The organism is Micromonospora sp. SL4-19, assembly GCF_047921475.1.
Lineage (GTDB): Bacteria > Actinomycetota > Actinomycetes > Mycobacteriales > Micromonosporaceae > Micromonospora.
The window spans coordinates 55,748-79,199 of record NZ_JBLROB010000022.1; the positions used below are offsets into that span (position 1 = coordinate 55,748).

General features: G+C 72.4%; 23 protein-coding genes and 2 pseudogenes. 12 read left to right on the forward strand and 13 right to left on the reverse strand.

Annotation, left to right across the window (positions count from 1 at the left end; genetic code table 11):
• Positions 1-350: 350 nt before the first annotated feature.
• The gene (locus tag ACNAVT_RS22775) at positions 351-1,640 is read right to left on the reverse strand and encodes a low temperature requirement protein A (RefSeq protein ID WP_416299176.1); all 1,290 of its coding nucleotides are present in this window, start codon (positions 1,638-1,640) and stop codon (positions 351-353) included.
• Between the two features lie 132 nt (positions 1,641-1,772).
• On the opposite strand from ACNAVT_RS22775, the gene ACNAVT_RS22780 reads away from it, so the two are divergent.
• The 5 genes from ACNAVT_RS22780 to ACNAVT_RS22800 all read left to right on the forward strand — a co-directional run bounded on the left by ACNAVT_RS22780 (position 1,773) and on the right by ACNAVT_RS22800 (position 5,559).
• Positions 1,773-2,072 (forward strand): hypothetical protein, encoded by a 300-nt coding sequence (locus ACNAVT_RS22780; RefSeq protein ID WP_416299177.1) that lies wholly within the window; start codon positions 1,773-1,775, stop codon positions 2,070-2,072.
• The gene (locus tag ACNAVT_RS22785) at positions 2,069-2,467 is read left to right on the forward strand and encodes a PIN domain-containing protein (RefSeq protein WP_416299178.1); all 399 of its coding nucleotides are present in this window, start codon (positions 2,069-2,071) and stop codon (positions 2,465-2,467) included. The genes ACNAVT_RS22780 and ACNAVT_RS22785 overlap by 4 nt, the downstream gene beginning before the upstream one ends.
• Before the next feature lie 91 nt (positions 2,468-2,558).
• Positions 2,559-4,142, forward strand: coding sequence for an apolipoprotein N-acyltransferase (lnt, locus tag ACNAVT_RS22790; protein ID WP_416299216.1), 1,584 nt, complete (start codon positions 2,559-2,561; stop codon positions 4,140-4,142).
• Positions 4,143-4,181: 39 nt separating this feature from the next.
• Entirely contained in the window at positions 4,182-4,976 is a 795-nt protein-coding gene (locus ACNAVT_RS22795) for a polyprenol monophosphomannose synthase (RefSeq protein ID WP_416299179.1), read from the forward strand.
• A gap of 55 nt (positions 4,977-5,031) precedes the next feature.
• Positions 5,032-5,559, forward strand: a complete 528-nt coding sequence (locus tag ACNAVT_RS22800) for an FxsA family protein (protein ID WP_416299180.1) — start codon at positions 5,032-5,034, stop codon at positions 5,557-5,559.
• 60 nt (positions 5,560-5,619) lie between these two features.
• Here ACNAVT_RS22800 and ACNAVT_RS22805 read toward each other — a convergent pair whose 3' ends face one another.
• Positions 5,620-5,961 (reverse strand): RNA polymerase-binding protein RbpA, encoded by a 342-nt coding sequence (locus tag ACNAVT_RS22805; RefSeq protein WP_046564157.1) that lies wholly within the window; start codon positions 5,959-5,961, stop codon positions 5,620-5,622.
• 225 nt (positions 5,962-6,186) lie between these two features.
• On the opposite strand from ACNAVT_RS22805, the gene ACNAVT_RS22810 reads away from it, so the two are divergent.
• Positions 6,187-7,668, forward strand: coding sequence for a peptide MFS transporter (locus ACNAVT_RS22810; RefSeq protein WP_416299181.1), 1,482 nt, complete (start codon positions 6,187-6,189; stop codon positions 7,666-7,668).
• An 18-nt stretch (positions 7,669-7,686) separates the two neighbouring features.
• On the opposite strand, the gene ACNAVT_RS22815 is transcribed toward ACNAVT_RS22810, so the two are convergent.
• The 3 genes from ACNAVT_RS22815 to ACNAVT_RS22825 are packed head-to-tail and all read right to left on the reverse strand — an operon-like array spanning position 7,687 to position 10,134.
• Entirely contained in the window at positions 7,687-8,274 is a 588-nt protein-coding gene (locus tag ACNAVT_RS22815) for a pyridoxamine 5'-phosphate oxidase family protein (RefSeq protein ID WP_416299182.1), read from the reverse strand.
• A 55-nt stretch (positions 8,275-8,329) separates the two neighbouring features.
• Positions 8,330-8,968 carry an alpha/beta hydrolase gene (locus tag ACNAVT_RS22820; RefSeq protein WP_416299183.1) on the reverse strand — a complete coding sequence of 213 codons (639 nt, stop codon included), beginning with the start codon at positions 8,966-8,968 and terminating at the stop codon, positions 8,330-8,332.
• 14 nt (positions 8,969-8,982) lie between these two features.
• A complete protein-coding gene (locus tag ACNAVT_RS22825) occupies positions 8,983-10,134 on the reverse strand; it encodes a hypothetical protein (RefSeq protein WP_416299184.1) in 1,152 nt (383 codons plus the stop codon).
• Positions 10,135-10,196: 62 nt separating this feature from the next.
• On the opposite strand from ACNAVT_RS22825, the gene ACNAVT_RS22830 reads away from it, so the two are divergent.
• Complete coding sequence (locus tag ACNAVT_RS22830) at positions 10,197-10,706, forward strand: NUDIX hydrolase (protein ID WP_416299185.1); 510 nt, start codon at positions 10,197-10,199, stop codon at positions 10,704-10,706.
• Positions 10,707-10,905: 199 nt separating this feature from the next.
• On the opposite strand, the gene ACNAVT_RS22835 is transcribed toward ACNAVT_RS22830, so the two are convergent.
• Positions 10,906-11,556 carry a LysE family translocator gene (locus ACNAVT_RS22835; RefSeq protein WP_416299186.1) on the reverse strand — a complete coding sequence of 217 codons (651 nt, stop codon included), beginning with the start codon at positions 11,554-11,556 and terminating at the stop codon, positions 10,906-10,908.
• A gap of 84 nt (positions 11,557-11,640) precedes the next feature.
• Here ACNAVT_RS22835 and ACNAVT_RS22840 point away from each other — a divergent pair, with 84 nt between their 5' ends.
• The gene (locus tag ACNAVT_RS22840) at positions 11,641-12,189 is read left to right on the forward strand and encodes a GNAT family N-acetyltransferase (RefSeq protein WP_416299187.1); all 549 of its coding nucleotides are present in this window, start codon (positions 11,641-11,643) and stop codon (positions 12,187-12,189) included.
• 38 nt (positions 12,190-12,227) lie between these two features.
• Here ACNAVT_RS22840 and ACNAVT_RS22845 read toward each other — a convergent pair whose 3' ends face one another.
• On the reverse strand, positions 12,228-12,623 hold the full coding sequence (locus ACNAVT_RS22845; RefSeq protein ID WP_416299188.1) for a YkvA family protein: 396 nt from the start codon (positions 12,621-12,623) through the stop codon (positions 12,228-12,230).
• Between the two features lie 160 nt (positions 12,624-12,783).
• Between ACNAVT_RS22845 and ACNAVT_RS22850 the strand changes: the two genes are divergently transcribed.
• On the forward strand, positions 12,784-13,266 hold the full coding sequence (locus ACNAVT_RS22850) for a DUF1992 domain-containing protein (RefSeq protein ID WP_416299189.1): 483 nt from the start codon (positions 12,784-12,786) through the stop codon (positions 13,264-13,266).
• Positions 13,267-13,272: 6 nt separating this feature from the next.
• Here the strand turns inward: ACNAVT_RS22850 and ACNAVT_RS22855 are convergent, their stop codons facing one another.
• On the reverse strand, positions 13,273-13,842 hold the full coding sequence (locus ACNAVT_RS22855) for a maleylpyruvate isomerase N-terminal domain-containing protein (protein ID WP_416299217.1): 570 nt from the start codon (positions 13,840-13,842) through the stop codon (positions 13,273-13,275).
• 108 nt (positions 13,843-13,950) lie between these two features.
• Between ACNAVT_RS22855 and ACNAVT_RS22860 the strand changes: the two are divergent.
• Positions 13,951-14,535 (forward strand): annotated as a pseudogene (locus ACNAVT_RS22860) (SIR2 family NAD-dependent protein deacylase); the annotation flags it as partial.
• 156 nt (positions 14,536-14,691) lie between these two features.
• On the opposite strand, the gene ACNAVT_RS22865 reads toward ACNAVT_RS22860, so the two are convergent.
• From ACNAVT_RS22865 to ACNAVT_RS22875, 3 genes are all read right to left on the reverse strand, one after another.
• Entirely contained in the window at positions 14,692-15,612 is a 921-nt protein-coding gene (locus ACNAVT_RS22865) for an RNA polymerase sigma-70 factor (RefSeq protein ID WP_416299190.1), read from the reverse strand.
• Positions 15,609-16,808 carry an NAD(P)/FAD-dependent oxidoreductase gene (locus ACNAVT_RS22870; RefSeq protein WP_416299191.1) on the reverse strand — a complete coding sequence of 400 codons (1,200 nt, stop codon included), beginning with the start codon at positions 16,806-16,808 and terminating at the stop codon, positions 15,609-15,611. Before ACNAVT_RS22870 ends, ACNAVT_RS22865 begins: the two co-directional genes overlap by 4 nt.
• Before the next feature lie 169 nt (positions 16,809-16,977).
• On the reverse strand, positions 16,978-18,297 hold the full coding sequence (locus ACNAVT_RS22875) for an APC family permease (protein ID WP_416299192.1): 1,320 nt from the start codon (positions 18,295-18,297) through the stop codon (positions 16,978-16,980).
• A gap of 79 nt (positions 18,298-18,376) precedes the next feature.
• Here ACNAVT_RS22875 and ACNAVT_RS22880 point away from each other — a divergent pair, with 79 nt between their 5' ends.
• Complete coding sequence (locus tag ACNAVT_RS22880) at positions 18,377-18,841, forward strand: Lrp/AsnC family transcriptional regulator (protein ID WP_416299193.1); 465 nt, start codon at positions 18,377-18,379, stop codon at positions 18,839-18,841.
• 123 nt (positions 18,842-18,964) lie between these two features.
• On the opposite strand, the gene rox is transcribed toward ACNAVT_RS22880, so the two are convergent.
• On the reverse strand, positions 18,965-20,386 hold the full coding sequence (rox, locus tag ACNAVT_RS22885; protein WP_416299218.1) for a rifampin monooxygenase: 1,422 nt from the start codon (positions 20,384-20,386) through the stop codon (positions 18,965-18,967).
• A gap of 717 nt (positions 20,387-21,103) precedes the next feature.
• Here rox and ACNAVT_RS22890 point away from each other — a divergent pair.
• Complete coding sequence (locus ACNAVT_RS22890; RefSeq protein ID WP_416299194.1) at positions 21,104-22,879, forward strand: glycosyl hydrolase family 28-related protein; 1,776 nt, start codon at positions 21,104-21,106, stop codon at positions 22,877-22,879.
• On the opposite strand, the pseudogene hemC reads toward ACNAVT_RS22890, so the two are convergent.
• Positions 22,798-23,397: pseudogene (hemC, locus tag ACNAVT_RS22895) on the reverse strand (hydroxymethylbilane synthase); the annotation flags it as partial. The gene ACNAVT_RS22890 and the pseudogene hemC overlap by 82 nt on opposite strands.
• Positions 23,398-23,452: the final 55 nt, after the last annotated feature.

The window sequence follows — 23,452 nt, forward strand, 5'->3', positions numbered from 1 at the left end:
ACAGCGGCGGGGGTCCACGCCGTACCGTCTTTGAGTCCTACCACGGGAAGCGGCTGTTGTTCGCTTCGTCCCTTCGTCTGCTGGCCTAGCGACCTCGACGGTCGCAGCGGCCAGGTCCAGCGGGCGGGGGTCGGCGGGGCGGCGCGAACCGGCCGCGGTTACCGGTGTACGGGCAGGGTGAAAGGCACGGCCAGTAGACAACGGCCAGGCGGGGGCAGCCAGTCCGCGTCCGGTCGGTCCGAAGGTCGGCGCCGCTCATTCCCGCCCCACCGGCCGGGAAGGGCCTGGGAGCATCGGGGCGCGGCGCGAGCCGCGCCCCGATTTTCGCTTCGCCGGCGGTACCCCGTGGCTCACAGGTGGCGGCGGCGCCACTCGGACTGTTCCTGCTCGGTGGCGATCTGTTCCTGCAGCGCGACCTGCCGCACGTGGCGGCGCAGCCGGGCACTGGTGCGCAGCCCGGCCAGCACCAGCGCGACGCTGGCCACCGCGAGCACCGCCAGGCCGGCGGCCGCCGGCAGCCGGCCCGCGGGCAGCAGCACGACGATCAGCGCCACCACCGTCACGGCCGGCCACAGCCGCACCCGGTGGGTGGCACGCGCCCACAGCGCCAGCAGCCCCACGATGTAGATGATCACTCCGGTGAACAGCACCCGGTAGTCCAGTCCGAGCGCCCGCACCCGCCACGGGTCACCGTGCGGGTCGGCGATCACGGCGAGATAGCGCTTCAGGCCGAGGGCGAACAGGATGATCCCGGCGACCAGCGGCAGGTGCAGGTATGCGTAGACGTCACGGGCGAAGGCCGTCCGTGTGGCGGGGTCGCGGGTGCGGTGCAGCGTCTGCTCGAGGGCGGGTGACAGGGTGTCGAAGTACATCCACCACAGTGCCGCGATGGTGGTGACGCCGAGCACCGACGCCACGATCACCGCCCAGCTGAGCGGCAGGCCGGCGCCCGGTTTGGGGCCCAACCCCAGCGAGATGATCGACTCGCCGAGCGCGATGAGCAGGATCAGCGCGTACCGCTCCGCCCAGTGGGCGGCGGAGACCACCGCCAGACCGACGTTGCGGATCCGTCCCCCGGCGGTGAACTCGATGCCCACGGCGGCCGCCCACAGCGCCACCTGCAGCCACGTCGGCCCGACCTCTGCGTGGTGGGGCAGCGCCCCGGCGACCACGATGAGCGTCACGCTGGCCAGCAGCGGTAGGCCGAACCGCAGCGCTGCGCGGCCCGGGGCGTCGGCACGGGTCAGCAGCACCAGCACCTGCACCGCCCGGATGAGCAGGTAGCAGGCGGCGAAGACGAGCGGGCCGGGCGGCCCGCCGGGACGGCTCGAGAACGCCTGCGGCACGCTCAGGTTGAGCACGAACAGGGCGACCACCGTCACCGCGCCGATCAGCGGCAGCACCCCCTGGTCGGTGCGGACCACGTTGCCGATGGCCGCGAACGAGACCCAGCACCACCACAGCAGGGCCAGCGTCACGGCCCCGGCGAGCAGCGTGCGCACGCTCAGGTGCGCCGACAGCAGGGAGGTGACGTTGAGGAACGCGAGCACGAACACCAGGTCGTAGAACAACTCCAGGCGGGTGACGCCGGACCCCGGTGCGGCAGGCAGGATCCTGCCCCGCCAGTGGCCGGTGCTCATGCCGCCGAGTCTGGCATCCCCCGCCGGACACGGCGGCGGAAAGCCGCAGAACGGCCGCGTGATCGCCCGCCGCCGAGAACCTCGCCGGACCGGGGAGGCCTCACGCTGGTACTACCTGATACGGTGCCTGGTATGACCGGAGCGGTGCGAAAGTTGTCGATCTCGGTCCCGCCGGACGTCGCCGAGCGCCTCGAACGGGAACCCAACGCCAGCGCGTACCTGGTGCACGCCGCCCGGGTGCTGATGCGCCGGGAAGCCCTCGATGCGGAACTGACCCACCAGGGCATCACGGTCACCGACGGGGGCGTGGCCCGGGCCCGCGCCGCCCGCGCCGCCGTCGACGCGGCGTGGCCGTCCGAGCGCTACCAGGCCGTCCGGGACCGGGTGCGCCGCGCCGCCGACGAGGAGCCGCCCGCGGCGTCCGCCGCGTGAGCGTCGCCGACACCCCGCCCGTGCGGCTGGTGCTGGACCGGTCCGCCCTGCTGGCGTACGTGTCCGGATCCGTGCACGTGGGCGAGACGCTGCACGAGGTGATCACCGACGGGGTGCGGTTCGGGGTGACCGCGGTGACCGCCGCCGAGACCCTCGCCGTCGTGGACGACCCCAAGGACCGGGCGGCGCTGCGCCGGCTGCTCGCCCTGGATGCCTGCGCGGTCCTGCCCACCGACGCCGGCTCGTGGCACGAGCTGTCCTACTGGCGGCGGTTCACCGGCCGCGCCGACCTGGCCACCACCGTGCTGGCGTGCCTCACGCACGACGCCCCGATCCTCAGCGGTGATCCGCGCTACGGCGACGGAGACCTGCCGGTGATCGCGCTGCCCGACTGAGGCGGGGCGCGGGCCGCCCACCGCTCCGGCCGGGTAGCCTTCGGCCCGTGATCGAGATGAGGTGCCGGTGACGACGCTCGGCCGGGAAGAGGTGCGTGCCGCCGCCGACGGGGCAGGCGAGGCCGGGTGCCCGCGGCCGCTGCCGCTGCGGGTGGCCGTGCCACTGGCCGTCGTGGCCGGGCTGGCGCTGCTGGCCGCGTTCCCGCCGTACGGGGTGTGGCCCCTCGCGCCGGTCGGGGTGGCGCTGCTCGCCGCGGCGGCGCACCGGCGGCGGCTGCGCGCCGGCGCCGGGCTGGGCTTCCTCGCCGGGGTGGCGCTGTTCGCGCCGCTGCTGGAATGGACGAACCTGCACACCGGCGCCCTGCCGTGGATCCTGCTCTCCCTGCTGCAGGCCGGGTATCTCGCGCTGCTCGGCGCGGCGACCGCCTGGGTGTCGCCGCTGGTGGACCGGTGGCGGTGGACGTGGCCGGTGGTCACCGGGGTGCTGTGGGTGGGGCAGGAGGCGCTGCGCGACCGGACCCCGTTCGGGGGGTTCCCGTGGGGGCGGCTGGCGTTCAGCCAGGACACCTCACCGCTGCTGCGCCTGGCCGCGCTCGGCGGCGCCCCGCTGGTCACCTGCGCCGTCGCGCTGGCCGGCGGCATCCTGGTCGCCGCCGCCTGGCGCGACTGGCGCCGGCCCGCCGGGCACTGGCGGCCGGTGGCGGCGCTCGCCGCCGCGTTGGCGGCCCTGCTCGCCGCCGCAGGGGCCGTCCGGGTCGGCGTGGCCGGTGGCGGCGAGAGCGCCACCGTCGCCATCGTGCAGGGCAATGTGCCCCGGCTCGGGCTGGACTTCAACGCCCAGCGGGAGGCCGTGCTCAACAACCACGTCGACGCCACCGTGAAACTGGCCGAACAGGTCGCCGCGGGCGCACAACGCCGCCCCGACCTGGTGGTGTGGCCGGAGAACTCCAGCGACGTCGACCCGCTGCGTAACCCGGACGCCGGATATCGGATCTCCCAGGCCGCCGAGGCGATCGGCGCGCCCATCCTGGTCGGCGCGGTGCTGCTCGGCCCCGACGCCGGGCAGGTCCGCAACGCCGGCCTGCTGTGGCGCCCCGGCAGCGGCGTCGACCTGGGGCAGGTGTACGTCAAGCGGCACCCGGTGCCGTTCGCCGAGTACGTGCCGCTGCGGAAGATCGCCCGAATGGTCAGCTCCCAGGTCGACCGGGTCCGCTCCGACTTCGTCCCCGGCGCCACCGCCGGAGTGATCGACGCCGGGGCGGTCACCCTCGGTGACGTGATCTGCTTCGAGGTGGCCTACGACGACCTGGTCCGGGACACCGTCACCGGCGGCGGGCAGCTGCTGGTGGTGCAGACCAACAACGCCACCTTCGACGTGGCGGAGGCCCGCCAGCAGCTGGCCATGGTGCGGCTGCGTGCCGTCGAGCACGGCCGCGCCGCGCTGATGGCCTCCACGGTCGGGGTGTCCGGGTTCGTTACCCCCGACGGGCGGGTAGACGGGGCCACCGGGTTCAACACCGCGGCGGTGGTGGTCCGGCAGATGCAGCTCGGGGACGGGCGTACCCCGGCCACCCGGGCAGGGGTGTGGCCGGAGGTGGCCCTCGCGGCGCTCGCCGTCGCGGCTCTGGCCGGCGCGGCGGTGCTGCGCCGCCGCCGGGAGGTCGCCCCCGGGTAGGACGAGGTGCCGGTGCGCCGGCGGGAAGGCGGTACGACGGTGGGCGTGGCAGCCGACAGGCGGACGGTTGGCCATCCCGGGGTGGGGCGGGTGCTCGTGGTCATCCCCACCTACAACGAGGCCGACAACGTCAGCCGGATCGTGGCGCGGGTCCGCGAGGCCGCGCCGACGGTGGAGATCCTTGTCGCCGACGACAACAGCCCTGACGGCACCGGTGCGATCGCCGACGACCTGGCCCGTTCCGACCCGCACGTGCACGTGCTGCACCGTCAGGGCAAGGAAGGCCTCGGCGCGGCGTACCTGGCCGGTTTCGCCTGGGCGCGGGAGCGCGGCTACGACGCCGTGGTGGAGATGGACGCCGACGGCTCGCACGCCCCGGAGGACCTGCCGGCGCTGCTGGAAGCCGCCCGTGACGCCGACGTGGTGATCGGCTCCCGGTGGACCCGCGGGGCGCAGGTGCTGAACTGGCCGCTGCGGCGGCTGCTGCTGTCCCGCTGCGCCAACCTGTACACGCGGCTGGCGCTGGGCATGCCGGTCTCCGACGCCACCGGCGGCTACCGGGTGTACCGGTCCACCGCGCTGGACGCCATCGACCTGGACTCGGTGTGTTCCCAGGGGTACGCGTTCCAGGTGGAGCTGTCCCGGCTGGCCCATCGGGCCGGGGTGCGGATCGTCGAGGTGCCGATCACCTTCGCCGAGCGGGAGCACGGCGACAGCAAGATGAGCCCGCTGATCATGGCCGAGGCGCTGTGGCGGATCACCAGCTGGGGGCTGCAGGACCGACGTCCGGCGAGCCGGCGGGGCGGCCCCGACGAACTGGCCCGGTGGCCTTGAGCGTGGTCGTGTCATGCTGGAAGGGCGTGAGGACACCCGTGGCTGAAGAGGTGAGATGCGCCGAGGACTGAGGTACGTACCGCCGGCCCTGCTGCTGCTGGCGGTGCTGGAGCTGACCGTGTTCGTCCTGGTGGGCCGCGGCGTCGGCTTCGGTGCCGCGCTGCTGCTGGTGTTCGCGGCGTCCCTGCTCGGCCTGGTGCTGCTGCGCCGGGAGGGGATGCGGGCGTGGCGGGGCTTCCGCGCCGCCGCCGAGTCCGGGCAGCCGCCGGGGCAGCGGGTCACCGACGGCCTGGTGGGCCTGGCGGGCGCGCTGCTGCTGGCGCTGCCCGGCCTGATCACCGGCGCGGTGGGGCTGCTGTTGCTGGTGCCACCCGTGCGGCGGCTGGCGCGCGCCGGGGCGCAACGGGTCGCGGAGCGCCAGGTGTCGTCGATGGTCGCCGGTGACCTGTTCGGCCCGCGCCGGGTCCGGGTCTACCGGGGCGCGCCGGAGCCGCCTCCACCGCCACAGCAGCCACCGCAGCAGCCGGCCGCGGAGCCGGGCCAGGCCATCGAAGGCGAGATCATCGAGCCTGGGCGGTTCTGACTGAAATGTGACGAAGCGCCCCCGGGATGACCCCGGGGGCGCTTCGGTCGTCTGGTGCGCTCAGGCGCGGCCGCGGCGGGTGCGGACCTCCTGGAGCCGCTCGGCGAGGATGTCCTCCAGCTCGGCGATCGAACGCCGCTCCAGCAGCATGTCCCAGTGGGTGCGCGGCGGCTTGGCCTTCTTCTGCTCCGGCTCGCTGCCGTCGACCAGGCGGGCGACGCTGCCGTCGAACTTGCACTCCCAGGTCGTCGGGACCTCGGCGTCGACGGCGAACGGCACCTCGAACTGGTGGCCCTTGGCGCAGAGGTACTCGCGGGTCTGGCGCGGCGCGAGCTCCGTGTTGCGGTCGGATTCGTAGCTGACCGCGCCCAGGCGGCTTCCGCGAAGCATTCGCTCGCCCATGATCGACTTCCCCTCGTTGGTGGTGCTGGTCTTCTCGGTGTAACGGTCCGTCCCCGCCGGGCCATTCCCGCCCACGCCGGGCAGGATCCGCGCGGGGTCGGAACCCTGCAAGGGTAGCGGGCCACACCGGCCGCCCGGCGGGGTCGTCCCCGGCCGGGTCGAATGGGTGGAGTGTTTCGGCTGTCCCTGGGGATGTTAGCCGCCCACGGTGTGGCGGAGGTGACGATGACCAGTGACATGCCGGCCGGGACCCGACAACCCGGGGGGAAGACGTTCTTCGGCCACCCGCGGGCGCTGTCGACCCTGTTCCTCACCGAGATGTGGGAGCGGTTCAGCTTCTACGGCATGCGGGCCATCCTGGTCCTCTACCTGACCGCGGCCGTCGCCGACGGCGGGCTGGCCATCGGGGAGTCCACCGCCAACGCCGTCTACGGCGCCTACAACGCCATGGTGTACCTGATGGCGCTGCCCGGCGGTTGGGTCGCCGACCGGCTTCTCGGCGCCCGGCGCAGTGTGCTGTGGGGTGGTGTCGTCATCGCCGCCGGCCACTACGTGATGGCGGTGCCGGTCCGGTGGAGCGTCTTCGCCGGCATGACCCTGATCGTGCTCGGCACCGGTCTGCTCAAGCCGAACATCTCGACCATGGTCGGCGACCTGTACGACCGGGACTCCCCGCGCCGCGACGCCGGCTTCTCGATCTTCTACATGGGCATCAACCTGGGTGGGTTCATCGCCCCGCTGGTCACCGGCTTCCTCGGCGAGAAGATCAACTGGCATCTGGGGTTCGGCGCCGCCGCGATCGGCATGACCTTCGGCGTGCTCCAGTACGTCCTCGGTCGGCGCAACCTGGGCGAGGCCGGCGCGCGGCCCGTCGACCCGCTGCTCGGGGCGGACCGGCGGCGGGCGCTGGCCCGCATCGGCGTGGTCACCGTGGTGGTGCTGGCGGTGCTGGCCGCGCTCGCCCTGACCGGCCTGTTCACGGTCAACACCGTGGTCAACCTGCTCACCCTGGTCACCGTGCTGGTGACCATCGGATACTTCGCCCGGATCCTCACCGATCAGGAGATCAGCACCACCGAGCGCAGCCGGATGAAGGCGTACCTGTGGCTGTTCGTCTTCGCCGCCGCGTTCTGGCTGATCTACGACCAGGCCGGTTCGGTGCTGAACATCTTCGCCGCCGACAAGACCAACCGGGATGTGCTCGGCTTCACCTTCCCGGCGTCCTGGCTGCAGTCGGTCAACCCGATCCTGATCATCATCGGTGCCCCGGTGGCCGCCTGGGTGTGGCTGAAGCTGGGCCACCGGGTCTCCACCCCGATGAAGTTCGCCGTGGGTCTGGTCCTCAACGGCCTGTCGTTCGTGTTGATGGCCGCCGCCGCGCGGGCCGCCGTCGGGGACGGGCTGGTCTCGCCGTGGTGGCTGGTCGCGGTGTACGCCATCCAGGTCGCCGGTGAGCTGTCGCTGAGCCCGGTGGGCCTGTCGGCCACCACCAGGCTGGCCCCGGTCAAGTACGCCAGTCAGATGATGGGCCTGTGGTTCCTCGCCACCGCCGTGGGTGACGCCATCGGTGGCCAGGTGGCCCGGCTGGCCGGGACCTGGTCGGAGTCGACCTACTTCCTCACCTTCGGGTTGGCCTCGGTGGTGCTGGGGCTCAGCGCGGTGATGTTCGCCCGCAACATCCGGCACCTGATGGCCGGCATCCACTGACCGGCGCCGGCCGGCAGGTCACGCCGGGGTGGGTGGCAACGGCAGCGGCAGGCCGGGCAGCCCGTCGATGCTGATCGCCACGTGCTCCTTCCCGGCGAAGTAGGTGCCCAGCGAGGCGTCGTCCTCCCGGGCGAACCGCCTGCCGTGCAGGTCCCGGTCCGCGTCGTAGGTCATCAGCGGGACCGCGTATCCGCAGGTGTCGCGGATCAGCCCGGCGCGGACCACGATGATCGCCCGCAGCCCGTGCATGGTGGTGTCGATGTCGGGGAAGTGGCCCAGCAGATCCGACCACCGGGGATCGTCGCGGAACACCGGCTCGCCGCGCCCGTGCACCCGCACGATGTTCGGCGGGCCGGAGAACGCGCACCACATCAGCGTGATGCGGCCGTTCTCCCGCAGGTGGGCGATGGTCTCGGCGTTGCTGCCGGCGAAGTCCAGGTAGGCGACCGTGTGCTCGTCGAGCACCGCGAAGGAGCCGCGCAGGCCCTTGGGGGACAGGTTGACCGTGCCGTCGCCGGCCAGCGGGGCGGTGGCGGTGAAGAACATCGGCTGCGCCTCGATGAAGGTGCGCAGCCGGCCGTCGATGCGCTCGTACGTCTTTCCCACGCCCGCATCATCGCCGCCGCCGGGGCCGGCCCGCTGTCCCGTCCCAGTTGGCGGGTCAGGCGAGCAGCCGCTGACGCAGCCAGTCCGACAGGGCGCTCCGCGCCGGCGCGGCGATGCTGTGCCCCACCGGGTCGCGGCGGGCCGTGGCCGCGGCCCCGGACTCGCCGCGCAGATACCCCCACGTGCGGTCGAGCAGTTCGCGGGGGATGACGGTGTCGTGCTCGCCCTGGGCCACGAACACCGGCACGCCGGCCAGCCGGCCCGGGGTGGTGGGCACGCCGGCGTCGAAGGGCAGGGTGCCGTAGAGGGCCGCGGTGCCGGCGTAGCGGGCCGGGTCGTCGAGCAGCAGGCCGCCGGCGAACGCCGCGCCGCCGCTGAACCCGACCAGCGCCACCGGGCTGCCGGCCGGAGCCACCTCGTCGAGCCAGCCGCGGAACCAGTCCATCGTCGCGCGCAGCGACTCGGGGACCGGCCGGCCGATGCCCCGGTTGGCGAACCAGGCGTACCCGCCGCCCTCGGCGATCGGCGCGCGCACCGCCGCGTACGCCGGGCCGGCCGGCAGGTGGTCGGCCAGGGCGATGATCTCCTGCTCGTGGCTGCCACGGCCGTGCAGCAGGACGACGAGCGGGGCCGCCGGGTCGGTGCTGCCGGCGATGGCCACGACCGGCGTCGGGAAACCCAAGTGGTTGTGCATTCAACCAAAGTACGTCAGGGGGCCCGGGAGCCGAGCCGCGCCAGGGCGCTGGCCAGGTCGCTGACCTGGTCGGCGAGCTGCCCGGCCCGGCGCTGGGCCGCGTCGCGGTCGGCTTCGGCGGCTGCAAGCCGTGCCGCCAGCTCGGCCAGCCGGGCCTCGACGGCGCCGGCAGCCTCCCTCGCGGCCGCCAGGTCGGCGGCGAGGTTCCTTCGGGTGGCCGCCAGCTCCGCGGCGAGGCCGTCTCGCTCGCCGGCCCGGGCCGCCGCCTCCTGCCGCGCTGCCTCCGCCGCCGCGACGGCCTCCGCCCGGGCGGCCTCGGCCCGCTCCGTGGCGGTCCGCGCCTCCCGTTCGGCCTGCCGCGCCTCGGCGGTCTCCGCGCGAGCCTGCTCGGCTGCCGTCCGGGCCGCCTCCGCGTCAGTGCGCGACCGGTCGGCCTCGGCCCGCAGTCGCTCGGCGCGCTCGACGGCCTCACCCGCCGAGCGGGTGGCCCGCTCGCTGTCGGCGCGGGCGGCGTCCCGCTCGGCCGTCAGGTCCGCCACCCGTTGCCGCTCGCCGTCTCGCTCCGCCCGCACGGAACGCAGCTCCTCGCGGGCGGCGTCCCGATCCCGCTCGGCCTGCACCCGCAGCGCCTGCGCGGCGCTGGCCTCCCCGCGCGCCTCGTCCCGGGCCGCCTCGGCGCGCTCGGCCCGCTCCGCGGCGTGGGCGGCCGCCACCTCGGCCCGTTCGGCCCGTTCCCGGGCCGCGTCCCGCTCCGCCGACGCCGCCCGGGCCTCCTGACGAGTGCGGGCGGCGGTCGCGGCGGCGTCCTCGGCGTCCCGGCGGGCCTCGTCCCGCTCGGTGTGCGCCGCCGCCGCCTGGGCGGCCGCCTCGACGCGGACCTCCGCGAGCTGCCGCTCCACCCCGGCGGGGGAGAGTTCGGCGTGCAGCGCCTCGGTGAGGGTCTCCACGATCTGGTCGAGCCGGTCCACCGCCTCCCAGGTGCGGGCCACCTGCCCGGGCAGGCCGGGAGCGTTGCGGTGGCGCATCCGGGAGTTGCGGGACGCCCGCTGGCAGGCGCCGTCGTTGTCCCGGCAGTAGCGGAACGGGCGGCCGGCGCCGGCACGCTGCGGCACCTCCCGTCCGCAGTGGGCGCAGGGGCGGGTCTCGGGGGTGGGCTGGGCGTCCATCGGGGGCGAAGTCTAGTGGTCGGCCCCGACGACGACGCTCGCGCGCGGGTAGGTTTCCGGCCATGCCTGTCTCGCCCTACGTCGCCCGCCTGCGCGGGCACATCGGACACGATCTGCTCATGCTGTACGGGGTCAGCGCGGTGGTGACCGACGACGCCGGGCGGCTGCTGCTGGCCCGCCGCGGCGACAACGGCCGCTGGTCGCTGCCCGCCGGCCAGGTCGACCCGGGCGAGCAGCCGGCCGACGCGCTGCTGCGCGAGGTCCGGGAGGAGACCGGGGTGCGGGTGGAGATCGAGCGGATCGGCGGCGTGGCCACCCACCCCGTCGTCTACCCCAACGGCGACGCCTGCGAGTACCTCAACGTTTGGTTCCGCTGCCGCGCGGCCGGCGGCACCGCCACCGCCGACGGCGACGAGTCCCTGGCGGTCGGCTGGTTCGACCCGGACGACCTGCCCGAACTGGACGACTGGTCGCGGCTGCGGATCGAGACCGCGCTGCGCGAGGCGACCGACGCCTGGTACGCCGCTCCGGGTCGGCGCCACCCGGCCCTCACCCAGCCCGACAACCTCTGACCCGCCGGGAGAGCGCGCTTCCCCCGGCACCTGCCGGCCCAGGGCGGGCAACGCGGAAAGCACCGGGCCGACCGCCGACTCGTTCTGCACCACCAGCTGCCCCGGTGAGAGCCCACGCCGTGGACGCGACCGCCTCGTCGCGGTCGGGGCGGCATCGCCGCCGGGCGGCCTGCTCGGTGCGAAGCGGCGCGCGTACCGGTCAGGGGGTGGCGACGGCGGCGCGGGAGCGGTCCGCGGCGATGCGGACCGCGAGGGCGGCCAGCACGGTGCCCATCACGTACCGCTGGACCCGGGCCCAGGCGGGCCGTCGGGTCAGGAACGCCGAGACCGTGCCGGCGGTGAGCACGATCAGGCCGTTCACGGTCAGCGCGATGCTGATCTGGGTGAGCCCCAGCAGCAGGCTCTGCACCGCCACGTGGCCGCGCGCCGGGTCGATGAACTGTGGCAGCAGCGACACGTACAGGATGGCGATCTTCGGGTTGAGCAGGTTCGTGACCAGGCCCATGGTGAACAGCCGCCGGGGGCGGTCCGGCGGCAGCGGCGCCGGGGTGAACGCCGATCGGCCGCCCGGGCGCAGGGTGCGCCAGGCCAGCCACAGCAGGTACGCCGCCCCGGCCAGCTTCACCGCCACAAACAGCGGGGGCACCAGCACGAAGACCGTGGCGATCCCGGCGACCGCCGCGACGAGGTAGACCAGGAAGCCGACGGCCACCCCGAGCAGCGAGACCAGCCCGGCCCGCCGACCCTGGGTGACCGACCGGGACACCAGGTAGACCATGTTCGGGCCCGGCGTGAGCACCAGACCCAACGCCACCAGGGCGATCCCCACCACCGCGCCGACCGTGACCATGAGCCCTCCCGCCGCCCGTCCTACCGGGACCCTACGCCGGGGAGTGGGCTCGCCAGCGCGGGCGTGACGGGCGACACTACCGGGATGTCGATCGTGCTGCACGCCCCGCCCACCCCGTCCGCGCCCGGTCTGCTGCTGCGGCCCTGGCGCGACGGCGACGCCGACGCGCTGCTGGCCGCGTATCGAGATCCGCTGCTCCTGAGCTGGACCCAGAACCCGGTGACCACCCCGGCCGAGGCCCGCGCGTTCCTGCGCCGCAGCCGGCAGGGCTGGGCGGCCGACAGCCGGTTCAGCTTCGCCGTGCTGGAGGCGACACCCGAGAGGGAGCGGCTGGTGGCGCACGTGCTGCTCAAGGAGGTCACGCCCGGGCGGCCGTACGCCGAGGTGGGCTACTGGACGGCGGCACCCGCCCGAGGTCGCGGCGTGGCGCCCCGTGCCGTAGATGCGGTCAGCGAGTGGGCCTTTGCCCGCTTCGCCGCCGGTGGACTGACCGGCATCGAACTGCTGCACCAGGTCGACAACCCGGCCTCGTGCCGGGTGGCGGAGAAGAGCGGGTACGTCTTTCAGGAGGTGCTGCCCGCCCGACCCCCGTTCCCCCGGGACGGGCACCGACACGTGCGTGCTCGCCCTTGACCCGCACCCCGCGAAGCCGTGCGCTGCCGACGACAGGGTCAGGCGGGTGCCCGACCGAGCAGGCGCAGCAGCAGACGCGGCTCGCCCGGCCAGGCGTCGAGCAGCACCTGCCGAGGCACCTGCCGGCCGGCGTACCGCAGCGCGAGGGCGACCACGACGATGTCGTCCAGCGGGCCGATGACCGGCAGGAACTCGGGGATGAGGTCAATCGGGCTGGCCACCCAGAGCCCGGCGAACACGATCGCGGCCTTCGCGCGGCGCGGCACCCGCGGATCTTTCCGCAGCCGGCGCACGGTGGTCAGACAGTCGGGGATGAACGCGGCCAGCTCACGCAGAATGCCCGGCGGCAGGCGCCGCGCCAGCAGCACCAGCAGCGCCCAGCTGGCCAGCAGGCCGGCCACGGCGACGCCGAGCCCGATCAGCCAGTCGCGCACGCCGGGTGGTCCTTCCGTGTCCGGGCACGGCCGTCTGCCGGCCCACGCCCGGACTGTACGCCGGACCGGGTCCCTGGCCACCGGCGGGAAGGGGCCGCCTCGGGCGAGCCCTGACCCCGGTCGGGAGCGGTGGATAGGCTGGTTGCGGGAGGTGACGGCGATGACGACCGGCTGGGAGGCGGCGGTCGAGGCGCAGATCCGTTCGGCCCAGGAGCGCGGCGAGTTCGACAACCTGCCCGGCGCGGGCAAGCCGATCCCCGGGCGGGACCTGCCCTACGACGAGTCGTGGTGGATCAAGAGTTTCCTGGAACGCGAGCAGCTCCCCACCGACCTGCTGCTGCCGACGCCGCTGCAACTGCGCCGGCGGGTGGAGCGGGTTCCCGACGAGGTACGCGACCTGCCCACCGAGGAGTCGGTGCGGGCGTACGTCGCCGACCTCAACGCGCAGATCGTGGCCTGGCTGCGTACACCTGTCGGTCCGCGGGTGATGGTCCGCCCGGTCAGCGCCGACGACACCGTTCGCCGCTGGCGGGCCGACCGGGAGCAGGCCATGGCCGATCGGATCACCACGGCGGGTGACGCCGCTCCGGTCGTGGCCCGTCGGGAGCGGCGGCGCTGGTGGTCGCCCTGGCGACGCCGCTGACCTGCCTCACTCCACCGCCGCTCGCCAGCTCCACCCGGTACGCCGAGGCCGGTCGCCCAGCGTCGCCCGCCCGGTCATCCAGAGCAGCACCTCGACCGGGTCGCCGGCCGGCGCGTCGGGAAACAGCCGGTTCAGCACGCCGACGCAGAGTTCGGGCGGCGGGCACCAGCCCACCAGCTCGAGGCCCCGGGTGATGTCGTGGGTGTGCAGCAGGATTTCCGCGACCCCCATCGCGGCGAAGCCGCCCGGATCGCAGGGACCCCAGTGCCACGCCCGGGTGTCCGGGTCGGCGTTGTCGACGGCGGCGGCGAGCAGCCCCGCACTCGCGGTCACCACGGTCAGCACGTCCGCTGCCGTGGCGTCGGGGCGTACCCGCAGGTCGAAGGGAAGATAGTCGCGGTCCGGCCGGCCGGTCACCTGGCCGGCGTATCCGAGCAGGTCGTGCGCGACGTGCGCGGCGGTGGTCCAGCAGGACCAGTCCAGGTCGCCGGCCCGGACCGTCCAGCCCCGGTCCGCGACGGGCCACAGCGCCCGCGTCATCTCACCGGCCGCCGCGCGGACGTCCGTCCCGGTCATTCCCGTCATGTCGTCGAGCCTGCCAGCAGCCGTCACGGCTCGGCCAACGGGGCCGTTGCGCGGAAATGGGATCGCCGGACGGCTCGACCGCTTCCTACGATCATCCGCATGAGCGGGGCGGGGGAGTGGACGCGGGGGATCACCCGGTTGGCGGTACTGACCGGGGCGGGGATCTCGACCGACTCGGGGGTGCCGGACTACCGCGGTCCGGACGGGCTCTGGACCCGGGACCCGTCCGCAGTGGAGGCCTTCACGTACCCCCGGTTCATGACGGACCCGGCGGCCCGGGAACGGTTCTGGCGCACCTACGCCGATCATCCCGCCTGGCGCGCCGAGCCCAACGCCGCGCACCGTGCCCTGGTCGAGCTGCAGCGGTCCGGCACGGCGGTCCGGGTGCTGACCCAGAACGTCGACGGCCTGCACCAGCGGGCCGGCCTGCCGGCGCGGACGGTTCTCGAACTGCACGGCACGATTCACCAGGTGCGGTGCACCGGGTGCGACGTCCGTACGCCGACGGCCGCGACGCTGGCCCGGGTGCGCTCCGGGGTCGTCGACCCCAGGTGTGACGACTGCGGTGCGATCCTGAAGCTGGCCGTCGTCCTGTTCGGTGAGTACCTCGACGATCAGGTCCTCGACCACGCCCGCCAGATCGCCGCAGCGTCGCAGCTCCTGCTGGCGGTGGGCAGCTCCCTGCGGGTGGAGCCGGCCGCGTCACTGTGCGCCCTGGCCGTCGGCGCCGGCGCCCGCCTGGTGATCGTCAACCGGGACGAGACGCCCTACGACCACCTCGCCGACGAGGTGGTACGGGCTCCCATCGGGGTGGCCCTGCCCCGCATCGTCGCCGCCCTCTCACCGCGTCCCGAGGTCGTGAGCGGCGCCATCGGTGATGGCCTGGAGCTTGTCCGGGTTGGCAACGTTGTGCACGGCCGTGATACGGCTGCCGGCGTCGAAGTCGAAGGTGACGGTGGCGATCACACGACCCGGTCCGCTGAACACGATGCCCGGCCCGCCGTTGATCTCCACGAGTTCGGCGTTCATGTCGGCGGGCTCGACGCCCTGGTAGGTGACGGTGCCGATGGCCGCGAACCAGGCGGCCACGGTGGCTGCGCCCACGACCGGGCGGAGGGCTTGGCGGACCTTGCCGCCGCCGTCGGTCCACAGGGTGACATCCGGCGACAGCAGCTCCATCAGAGTGTTGATGTCGCCACCGGTCGCGGCGGCGAAGAACCGCTCGGTGACCTCGCGCTGCCGTGACCGGTCGGCGGCGAAGCGTGGCCGCCGGGCCCGCACATGCTCTCGCGCACGATGTGCGGCCTGCCGCACCGCGGGCTCGGAGCGCTCCACCGCCTCCGCGATTTCGGCGTAACTGAAGTCGAAGACCTCCCTCAGCACGAACACCGCGCGTTCGAGCGGGCTCAGCGTTTCCAGCACCACCAGCATCGCCATCGACACCGACTCGGCGTCCGTGACGGCCTCGGCGGTGTCGCCGCTGGTGAGGATGGGTTCCGGTAGCCACGGCCCGACATAGGTCTCACGCTTGTGCCGGGTGGAACGCAGCCGTTCCAGCGCCAGATTCGACACGATCCGCGTCAGGTACGCCTTGGGGTCGGCCACCTGCGAGCGGTCGGCGGCCGACCATCTGATCCAGGCGTCCTGCACCGCGTCCTCGGCGTCGGCCGCGGTGCCGAGGACGCGGTAAGCCACCGAGAAGAGCAGGTTGCGATGCTGGTGGAACACCTGCTGGTCGAGGTCCGTCGGCAGGTGGGTCATCGTGTCTCCCGGGTGAAGCGGCCGCCGTGGGGCCAGAACGCGCCGGAGGCGGGCATCTTCTTCATGCGGCCGTAGGTCGGCCAGGGCGAGGCAGTCACCGTCTCCTTGTATCGCGCCGCCACGCGCCCGGTCAGATACATCCGTCGGGGGCTGTCGTCGGGGCGGGTGAACTGCACCACCGCGTCGTGCCGGCCCAGGCTCACCGGCGTGTGATAGTAGCCGAAGCGGAACGGCTTGGGCTGCTTGCCCTTCAGCGCACGGACGATCGACACCGCGGCGTGTACGCCGGTCGGCATGCCGCCCTGGCAGGTGCCGTGCATGACGCCGTAGCCCTGGCGGATCGCGGCCGCGTCGCCCACGGCGTACACCTGCGGGTGGGACACCGACCGCAGCGCGGCGTCGGTGACGATGCGGCCGCGCTCGTCGACGGTCAGGCCGGCGGCGGCCGCCAGTGGCGACACCCGCGTGCCGCTGGTCCACAGGACCACGTCGGCCGCGATGCTCTTGCCATCCTCCAGGTCGACCGCATCGGGTCGCACCTTCACCACCTTGACCCCGCTGCGCACCCGGACGCCCAGCCGCTCAAGCGCGGACCGCAGATAGGCCTTGGCCTTCGGGTTCATGGCCGTACCGGGTTCCTGCCGGCCCACCAGCACGACATTCAGCTCCGGGTGCCGCTCGGCGATCTCCGCGGCGGACTCGACACCGGTCAGCCCACTGCCGCTGACCACCACCGTGCCGCTGCCCAGCCGCGCCAGCCGGTCCGCCAGCACCTCGGCGTCCTGGGCGCTGTTCAGGGTGTGCGCGTGGTCCTCGACACCCGGCACCGCCGCCGTGTCGGCCACGCCGCCCAACCCGTACACCAGCGTGTCGTAGTGCAGGACCCGGTCGTCGTCGATCCGCACGATCTTCGCGTCCGCGTCCACCGCCGTCACCCACCCGCGTACGAACTGCGCGCCCGTGCCGTCCAGCAGCTCCGGGATGCTCAGCTCGGCCAGCCGCTGCCCGGTCCCGGTCATGTGCAGCCGCAGCCGCTCGGTGAACCGCTCCTGCGCATTCACCAGGCTCACCTGCACATCCTCGCGGCGCTTGAGCCGGGCTGCGAGCTGGACAGCCGCGGACATGCCGGCGTAACCCGCACCCAGGATCAGAACGCGGTGGGCGGTCGCCACGACCGGCTCGTGCTGTGCGTTCATCGTTGCTTCCTCCTCAACTCACTGTTGACGACCACCAGATGCAAGCTGCGCACTCGTCCGTGACATGAGGCTGATGTGACGCGCGACACTGCCGAGGTCGGGCTTGCCCGCTGCACCGGCGCGACCTCTTCCTCCTCGCCACCCTGCCTGGGCTTGGTGCCGGCGGGCACTACAACTCGACGTTGACCCGGCCGTCTCGGACGTCGGGCAGGGCAGCCAGGTAGTCGACCTCGACGGGGTGCCGGACTCGGGAGCTCGCGTCTCGATGGCCCGCATGCTTTTGATGTGCGCGGATGGAGTGAGCGGCCTTGGCAGCGAACCCGGCGAGCGCGATGACGGCGGGCACGACGAGGTAGACGCCACTGAGGAGGAGCGTCAGCCCGGTGAGGGCACTGCCGGCGACCGCGATCGCGCGCATCCAACCCGCAGGCAGCAGCCGGACCGCCGCCAGCATGCCGACGAACATGACCGCAGCGAGACACGCGGAGGTCGCCCGCAGCAGCGGGTCCAGCCCGATCGGCCGCAGGAGCGTGGCCGCGCCGACGACCGCGATCGCCGCACCCAGCACGATCAGGCTGCGATGCGGTGACGCGACCCGGTGCGGCAGCAACCGCTGCTCCGCGAGCGCCACCCCGAGGCGGGAAGCCCCGGCGATGTACGTGTTGATCGCGCCGAACGTGAGGACGAGTGCCGCTATCCCGGTCACGGGTTCGGCGGCCGCACCGATGCGCGTAGACATCATGGCAGTGAGAGGTACCGGCGACGACGCCGCGCCGGAGCCCACGACCGTGACTGCCACGCCCAGATAGATGAGCGTGATCGCCGCCAGCGTAAGGCCGGTCGCCGTCAGCAGCCGCCGACCAGCGAAGTCGGCCGACAGGTGGCTGGCGGCCTCCCAGCCCACAAAGGCGAAGATCAGCACACCGACCGCGCTGCCGACGCCGCCGAGGCCGTGCGGTAGGAACGGGTCGAAACGCTCGGCGCGGACCGCGGGCAGGCTCGCGACGATTGCAGTGATCAACACCGCGAGCAGCAGGCCAACCATCACGACCTGCATGCGGCCGCTGGTACGCAGCCCCGCCGCGTTGGCGGTGAACGCCAACGCCAGCAACCCGAACGCGATCATCGCGGCGATCCGGCTGCCCCAGCCGAAGGCGTCCGCCGCGTAGATGCCGCCCGCGAGCGCCCCGGCGAGGGTGCCGATCGGCACCGAGGTGAAGAACCACCACCCGACCGCCGCGTACGCCCAGCGGCCCACCGCCGTCCCCGCGAAGTGCGCCACCCCGCCGCCATCGGGATGACGCAGCCCGAGCAGCGCGAACGTGAACGCGACCGGGACGCTGACAACGATCAGCGCGGCCCAAGCGAGCACCGACCCCGGTCCGGCCGCGTCCGCAGCCAGATGCGGAAGCACCAGCATGCCCGGTCCCAGCACGCCGCCGAGGACGGTCGCCGTACCCTGCCACACTCCCAAACGATGGTCCGTCATGCCTCGACGCTAAGCAAACGTTCGGCGAAGCGACCGCCTCGCCGAACGTTTGGTTGAATTTTGGTGCGAGAATGCGCTCGTGGACGAACTTGACGCGCGAATCATCGGCCTACTGCAGTCAGATGCTCGGCTATCCAACCGGGAGCTCGCCCGGCAGCTCGGCATCGCCCCGTCGACCTGCCTCGAACGGGTCCGGTCGCTCACCCATCGTGGCGTGATCAGGGGCTATCACGCCGAGATCGACCCAGTCGCGCTCAACCGCGGGGTGCAGGCAATGGTCTCCGTGCAGGTACGGCCGTTGAGCCGGGCCGTCATCGACGCGTTCAAGACGTCGGCGTCGAAGATGCCCGAGGTGCTCAGCGTCTTCGTGCTCGCCGGCGGCGACGACTTCCTGCTGCATGTCGGCGTGCCCGATCTCGATGCGCTGCACGCATTCCTCCTCGACCGGCTCAGCAAACGGCGCGAGGTCACCGGCTTCCGCACCTCGGTGATCTTCCAGCAGGTGAGCAATGTGGCGCCGCGCCTCCTGCCTCTGCCTGCGTGAGAACGCGGCGCGGCCACCGGCAGCATGACGTCAGGCCGTCATCGACCTGGCCCGTTGCGGCCGGTGGTGGGCCCGAAAGCCCCGAACACGTCGCCGACCTGCCCAGCCTGCGGGACCTCCAAATTAGTTGGGCTTGCCGAACCAGCGGGAGAGGTGGTCGTCCAGGTCCTGCTGATCGTCGCCGATCCAGGCGACGTGGCCGTCGGGGCGTAGCAGGACGCACGGAGCATCCAGTACCGCAGTGGGATCCCCGAGGTAGTCGACCCGGTCCGACCAGCCGCCGACGGTCAGGCGTTCGGTGCGGTCCAGCAGCAGGCCGCGGCCGCGATGCAGCAGACCGTAGAGATGGCCCTGTTTCACGTCGATGTCGCGCAGGCGGCGGCCGAGCAGGTCGGGGCCTGCGCCGAAGTCGTAGCGGATGCCGATCGCGGTGATCTTCTCGATCAGAAAGCGGTTCACCTCGTCGAAGTCCATCAGTTCGGTGAGCAGCCTGCGCACGGACTGCGGGCCCGGTTCGGTGGACAGCAGTTCCATCTGGGCTCGGGTGTTGTCCAGCACGTCCTCGGCGACCGGATGACGTTCGGCCTGGTAGGTGTCCAGCAGTGTTTCCGGCGCCCAGCCGCGGATCTCTGCGGCCAGTTTCCAGCCGAGGTTGAATGCGTCCTGAACGCCCAGGTTGAGGCCCTGTCCGCCGGTGGGCGGATGGATGTGTGCCGCATCGCCGGCCAGCAGCACCCGCCCGACCCGATAACGTTCGGCTAGCCGTGTGGCATCCCCGAAGCGGGACAGCCAGCGCGGGGAGTGCACGCCGAAATCGGTTCCGGCGATGGCGCGCAACTGTTGTTTGAAATCCTCGAGGGTGGGCGGTTCCGCGCGATCGCTGACTCCCGCGGCGGGGACCACGACGCTGTAGACCCCTTCGCCGAAGGGCCGGAGCCAGAAGGGCTGATGGGTCTCGCTGATTTCGGTCACCTTGGCGGCGATCTCCTCCTGCGGTACACCCACTTCCATCTCGCCCATCAGCGTCTCGGTCCGCGAGGGCTCGCCGGGGAAGCCGACGCCGAGCAGTTTGCGCACCGTACTGCGCCCGCCGTCACAGCCGATGAGGTAGCGCGAGCGCAGCTGTTCCCCGTCGGCCAGCTCGACGGTCACACCGTCGTCGTCCTGCTCGAAATCGGCCACCGCACAACCGCGCCGGACCTGCGCGCCCAGTTTGATCGCATGTTCTTCGAGCAGATGTTCGATGACCGGCTGCGGGATGCCCAGCAGATAGGCGTGCGCGGAGTCCAGGCCCTTGGGCGCGGGTTTGGGGATGGCGGCGAAGAATCCACCGGCCGGACGCTGTCTTCCGTGTTCGCGAATGCGATCGAGCAGTCCGCGCATTGCCATCAGCTCGAGACTGCGAATGTGCAGACCGACGATGCGGACGAACGACTTGGGCTCGGTTTCCTTCTCCAGGACGAGTACCCGCACATCGTGCAGCCGCAGTTCGGCGGCCAGCATCGCACCAGTCGGCCCGCACCCGGCAATGATCACGTCGAACATGAGGGGCGCACGATCGGCGCCGGAGGCTGGCGATGGGAGTCCGGGGACGTCGTCCGCGGTGAGAGCGCGCTCGACCGTATCGGTGGACGACGGCGCGGCGGTGAACTGCAGTGAGTGCATAGGTGTTGCCTTTCGGGAGTGCCTTGGTGGCGAGGCGCTCCCGGCGACACCTACGTCAATCGCCCGACCGTGACGGGAAGGGGGAGCACCCACATCGATACAGCGTTCATGGGTCTCACCTCCTCGGGCGGTGTCACGGGCAACTGCAAGCTACAAGCCCGAGCATCATCCCGTCCAGTCCTTTCCACCTCTCGCCACAGCGGCGGGCCGGCTCGCCAACTCAGCTGCGAAGCGACAGAGGCGTCCGCGACTGCCGAGCTGCTCGGCGCTCCATCGGACGCCGATAATCGGATTACCGGTAACGGCAATACCAAAAACCTTGCGAACAAAATGGACATAACGACACTACATCATAATGACAGTTATTGTGTAACGGACCTGGATGTTGCGCCGTTTACCGCTGGCCTCGTGGATCGGCAAGACGGCTGTCGGATCCATCGGGGTGCCTCCGGCCCGGCTCGGCCGGCGAGCGACGTTCGAAACATGTTTCAAAGCGGGAACCCATTGACTCCTCCGATGGCCCTCTGGTGTGGTCGTTCTTGCTCGCGAACCGTTTCACCCATCCGCCGCCCCGCACCCGGTCCCGGAGGAATTGCCATGCCGTCCACCAGCGCGCGTCCCGCCATCACTCGACGTGGGCTCTTCGGGTTGGGCGCGGCAGCCACCGCCGCCACCGCGCTGACCGGCACCGCTCCTCCCGCCCAGGCAGCAGAGGCGGCGACGGTCAGCCAAGACAGCGATGCTTCCGCCGACCTGCTGGAACAGTGGCGAGCGGCACCTGGCTCCCATCCGCTGGTGCCCGACGTGTCCCGCGCCGGCTACCGACTCGGCAGTAAACCGCCGACGCCTCCCGTCGTCGCGAAGGTCACCGATTTCGGTGCCCGCACCGACGGGACAGACAGCGCGGCCGCGTTCAATGACGCCATCCGTTGGGCGGGCGAGAACGGTGGAGGCGTCGTTCTGGTGCCACCAGGGGTCTACACCCTGTCCGGACCGGTCTGGATGCACTGGTCCAACGTCGTGCTCCGCGGCGCCAGTCGGGATTCCACGGTGCTGCATTTCACGCGCACCCTCGATGATGGCTACCGACCGAACCGACAGGACAGCGGAAACAGCCGCTGGTCCTGGACGGGCGGACAGATCTGGTTCGTGTCGCCGGAGCGCCGGGCGCAATGCGAGGCCGAGGACTACGCCGGAACCGAGGGCTGGCTGCTCGGCGACGTGCTCGCCGAGATCGGCGCGGCATCGCGCGGCCAGCAGACCCTTGTCGTGTCGGACAGCAGCCGGCTGAGCGCCGGTGACATGGTCGTCCTGGAGTGCCAGAACCCGTCGGACGCCGGCCTGCTGAGGCACCTGGCCGGCGACGTACCCGGCACTCAGAGCTACGATTGGCCGCGCCGGGCACCGCAGCTCGTGACGGGATCCGGCGGCCAGTATGTGCAGTACGCGACGCTGCAGTGGCCGGTACGGGTCGAGGCGGTGTTCAACAAACGCCTGATCCGGCTGTCCCAACCACTCAAGTACGACCTCCGGCCCGGTTGGCCCGCACGGCTACGCGACATCGGCCCCACCGTCTCCGAGGCGGGCGTCGAGCGCCTCACCATCCGGAACGAGTTGGTTCCCCAGACGGCGCACAACAGGCATCCGGGCTCGAACGGCGTCTGCTTCCAAGCCGTCCACGACTGCTGGGCGCGTGACGTGCGGGTCGAGAACTGCGACCTCGGCTTCGGGTTCACCTCAGCCAAGTCGGTCACCCTCACGGAGGTCGCCGTCGGCGGACGGGCCGCCCATCACAGCTTCGCTTGTCGTATGCAGTCCAACGACAACCTGGTGGAGCACTTCGAGATCGAGCGGTTCATCGTCCCGGTTCCGTCCGGGGCCGTCCATCACGGCCTTAACCTCGAGGGCCTCTCGTCCGGGAATGTCTACCGGCGTGGCCGCATGTCGGAGGGCACGTTCGACACCCACCGCGCTCTGCCGTTCGAGAACGCACGAACGGCCATCACCGTCGAAAACAACGGATCGGTGGGTGGTTCGGCGGCGTCGGGTCCCCTGTTCGGAGCCCGGATGGCGCACTGGAACGTCGTGATCACGAACGCCCGTTCGTACGCGATCACGATTGCCGACGTCGCACCGCGCAGTGTGACCGTCGGCGTGCAGGGCGTGGATGGCACCGGTAGCGGCCTGTCCCGGGACTTCTCCGGCGACCTCGAATCGCTGCTCGTCGGCCCGACGGAGGTCCCGAGGGTGATCGGGTCCGCCGCCCATTCGTGCACGTCGAGCACCGTCTTGCCGTCGAGGCTGATCACCCTCGCCCGCAGGCCGAGGCGCCCGTCGGGCTCGGTGCGCGCGAGGGCAGCAATCGGTGAGTGACAGTTGCCCTGCAGGATGTGCAACATGGTCCGCTCGGCCACGGTCTCCTGCCCGGTCCGCGGGTCGCTGAGGCTCGAGGCCAGGTCACGGGTGCCGGTGTCGTCGTCGCGGCATTGCAGGACCAGGGTGTCGGAGCCGACGGCCGGGACCATCATGTCGACGTCGATCGGGTGGGTGATCCGGTCGGCCTGCCCGATCCGCTGCAGGCCGGAGACCGCGAGCAGCAGCGCGTCGTACGTCTCGCCGGCGTCGAGCTTGGCCAGCCAGCTGTTCGCGTTGCCGCGGATGGCCACCGGCACCAGGTTCGGCCAGTGCAGGGCCAGCTGCGCGACCCGCCGGACCGCGGAGGTACCGATCCGGGTGCTGGCGGGTAGCTGCTCGATGCGCAGTCCGCCCGGGTGTACGAGGCAGTCCCGGACGTCGTCGCGGGTGAGGTAGGCGGCCATCACCGTGCCTGCCGGTGCCGGCCGGTCCCCGGGTACGTCCTTGACGCAGTGCACCACCAGGTCGACGTTCACGGCGACCAGGGCGACGTCGTGTCGGGGCTGATGCCTGAGGCCGACGCCGCGGCGG

Bases quoted from the DNA above. Each gene is read 5' to 3' on its own strand.
- ACNAVT_RS22835 (WP_416299186.1), bottom strand. From the start codon at position 11,556: ATGGTCACGGTCGGCGCGGTGGTGGGGATCGCCCTGGTGGCGTTGGGT.
- ACNAVT_RS22890 (WP_416299194.1), top strand. From the start codon at position 21,104: ATGCCGTCCACCAGCGCGCGTCCCGCCATCACTCGACGTGGGCTCTTC.
- ACNAVT_RS22810 (WP_416299181.1), top strand. From the start codon at position 6,187: ATGACCAGTGACATGCCGGCCGGGACCCGACAACCCGGGGGGAAGACG.
- ACNAVT_RS22820 (WP_416299183.1), bottom strand. From the start codon at position 8,968: ATGCACAACCACTTGGGTTTCCCGACGCCGGTCGTGGCCATCGCCGGC.
- ACNAVT_RS22870 (WP_416299191.1), bottom strand. From the start codon at position 16,808: ATGAACGCACAGCACGAGCCGGTCGTGGCGACCGCCCACCGCGTTCTG.
- ACNAVT_RS22775 (WP_416299176.1), bottom strand. From the start codon at position 1,640: ATGAGCACCGGCCACTGGCGGGGCAGGATCCTGCCTGCCGCACCGGGG.
- ACNAVT_RS22850 (WP_416299189.1), top strand. From the start codon at position 12,784: ATGACGACCGGCTGGGAGGCGGCGGTCGAGGCGCAGATCCGTTCGGCC.
- ACNAVT_RS22855 (WP_416299217.1), bottom strand. From the start codon at position 13,842: ATGACCGGGACGGACGTCCGCGCGGCGGCCGGTGAGATGACGCGGGCG.
- ACNAVT_RS22830 (WP_416299185.1), top strand. From the start codon at position 10,197: ATGCCTGTCTCGCCCTACGTCGCCCGCCTGCGCGGGCACATCGGACAC.
- ACNAVT_RS22875 (WP_416299192.1), bottom strand. From the start codon at position 18,297: ATGACGGACCATCGTTTGGGAGTGTGGCAGGGTACGGCGACCGTCCTC.
- rox (WP_416299218.1), bottom strand. From the start codon at position 20,386: ATGTTCGACGTGATCATTGCCGGGTGCGGGCCGACTGGTGCGATGCTG.
- ACNAVT_RS22825 (WP_416299184.1), bottom strand. From the start codon at position 10,134: ATGGACGCCCAGCCCACCCCCGAGACCCGCCCCTGCGCCCACTGCGGA.
- ACNAVT_RS22780 (WP_416299177.1), top strand. From the start codon at position 1,773: ATGACCGGAGCGGTGCGAAAGTTGTCGATCTCGGTCCCGCCGGACGTC.
- ACNAVT_RS22840 (WP_416299187.1), top strand. From the start codon at position 11,641: ATGTCGATCGTGCTGCACGCCCCGCCCACCCCGTCCGCGCCCGGTCTG.
- ACNAVT_RS22800 (WP_416299180.1), top strand. From the start codon at position 5,032: ATGCGCCGAGGACTGAGGTACGTACCGCCGGCCCTGCTGCTGCTGGCG.
- ACNAVT_RS22865 (WP_416299190.1), bottom strand. From the start codon at position 15,612: ATGACCCACCTGCCGACGGACCTCGACCAGCAGGTGTTCCACCAGCAT.
- ACNAVT_RS22805 (WP_046564157.1), bottom strand. From the start codon at position 5,961: ATGGGCGAGCGAATGCTTCGCGGAAGCCGCCTGGGCGCGGTCAGCTAC.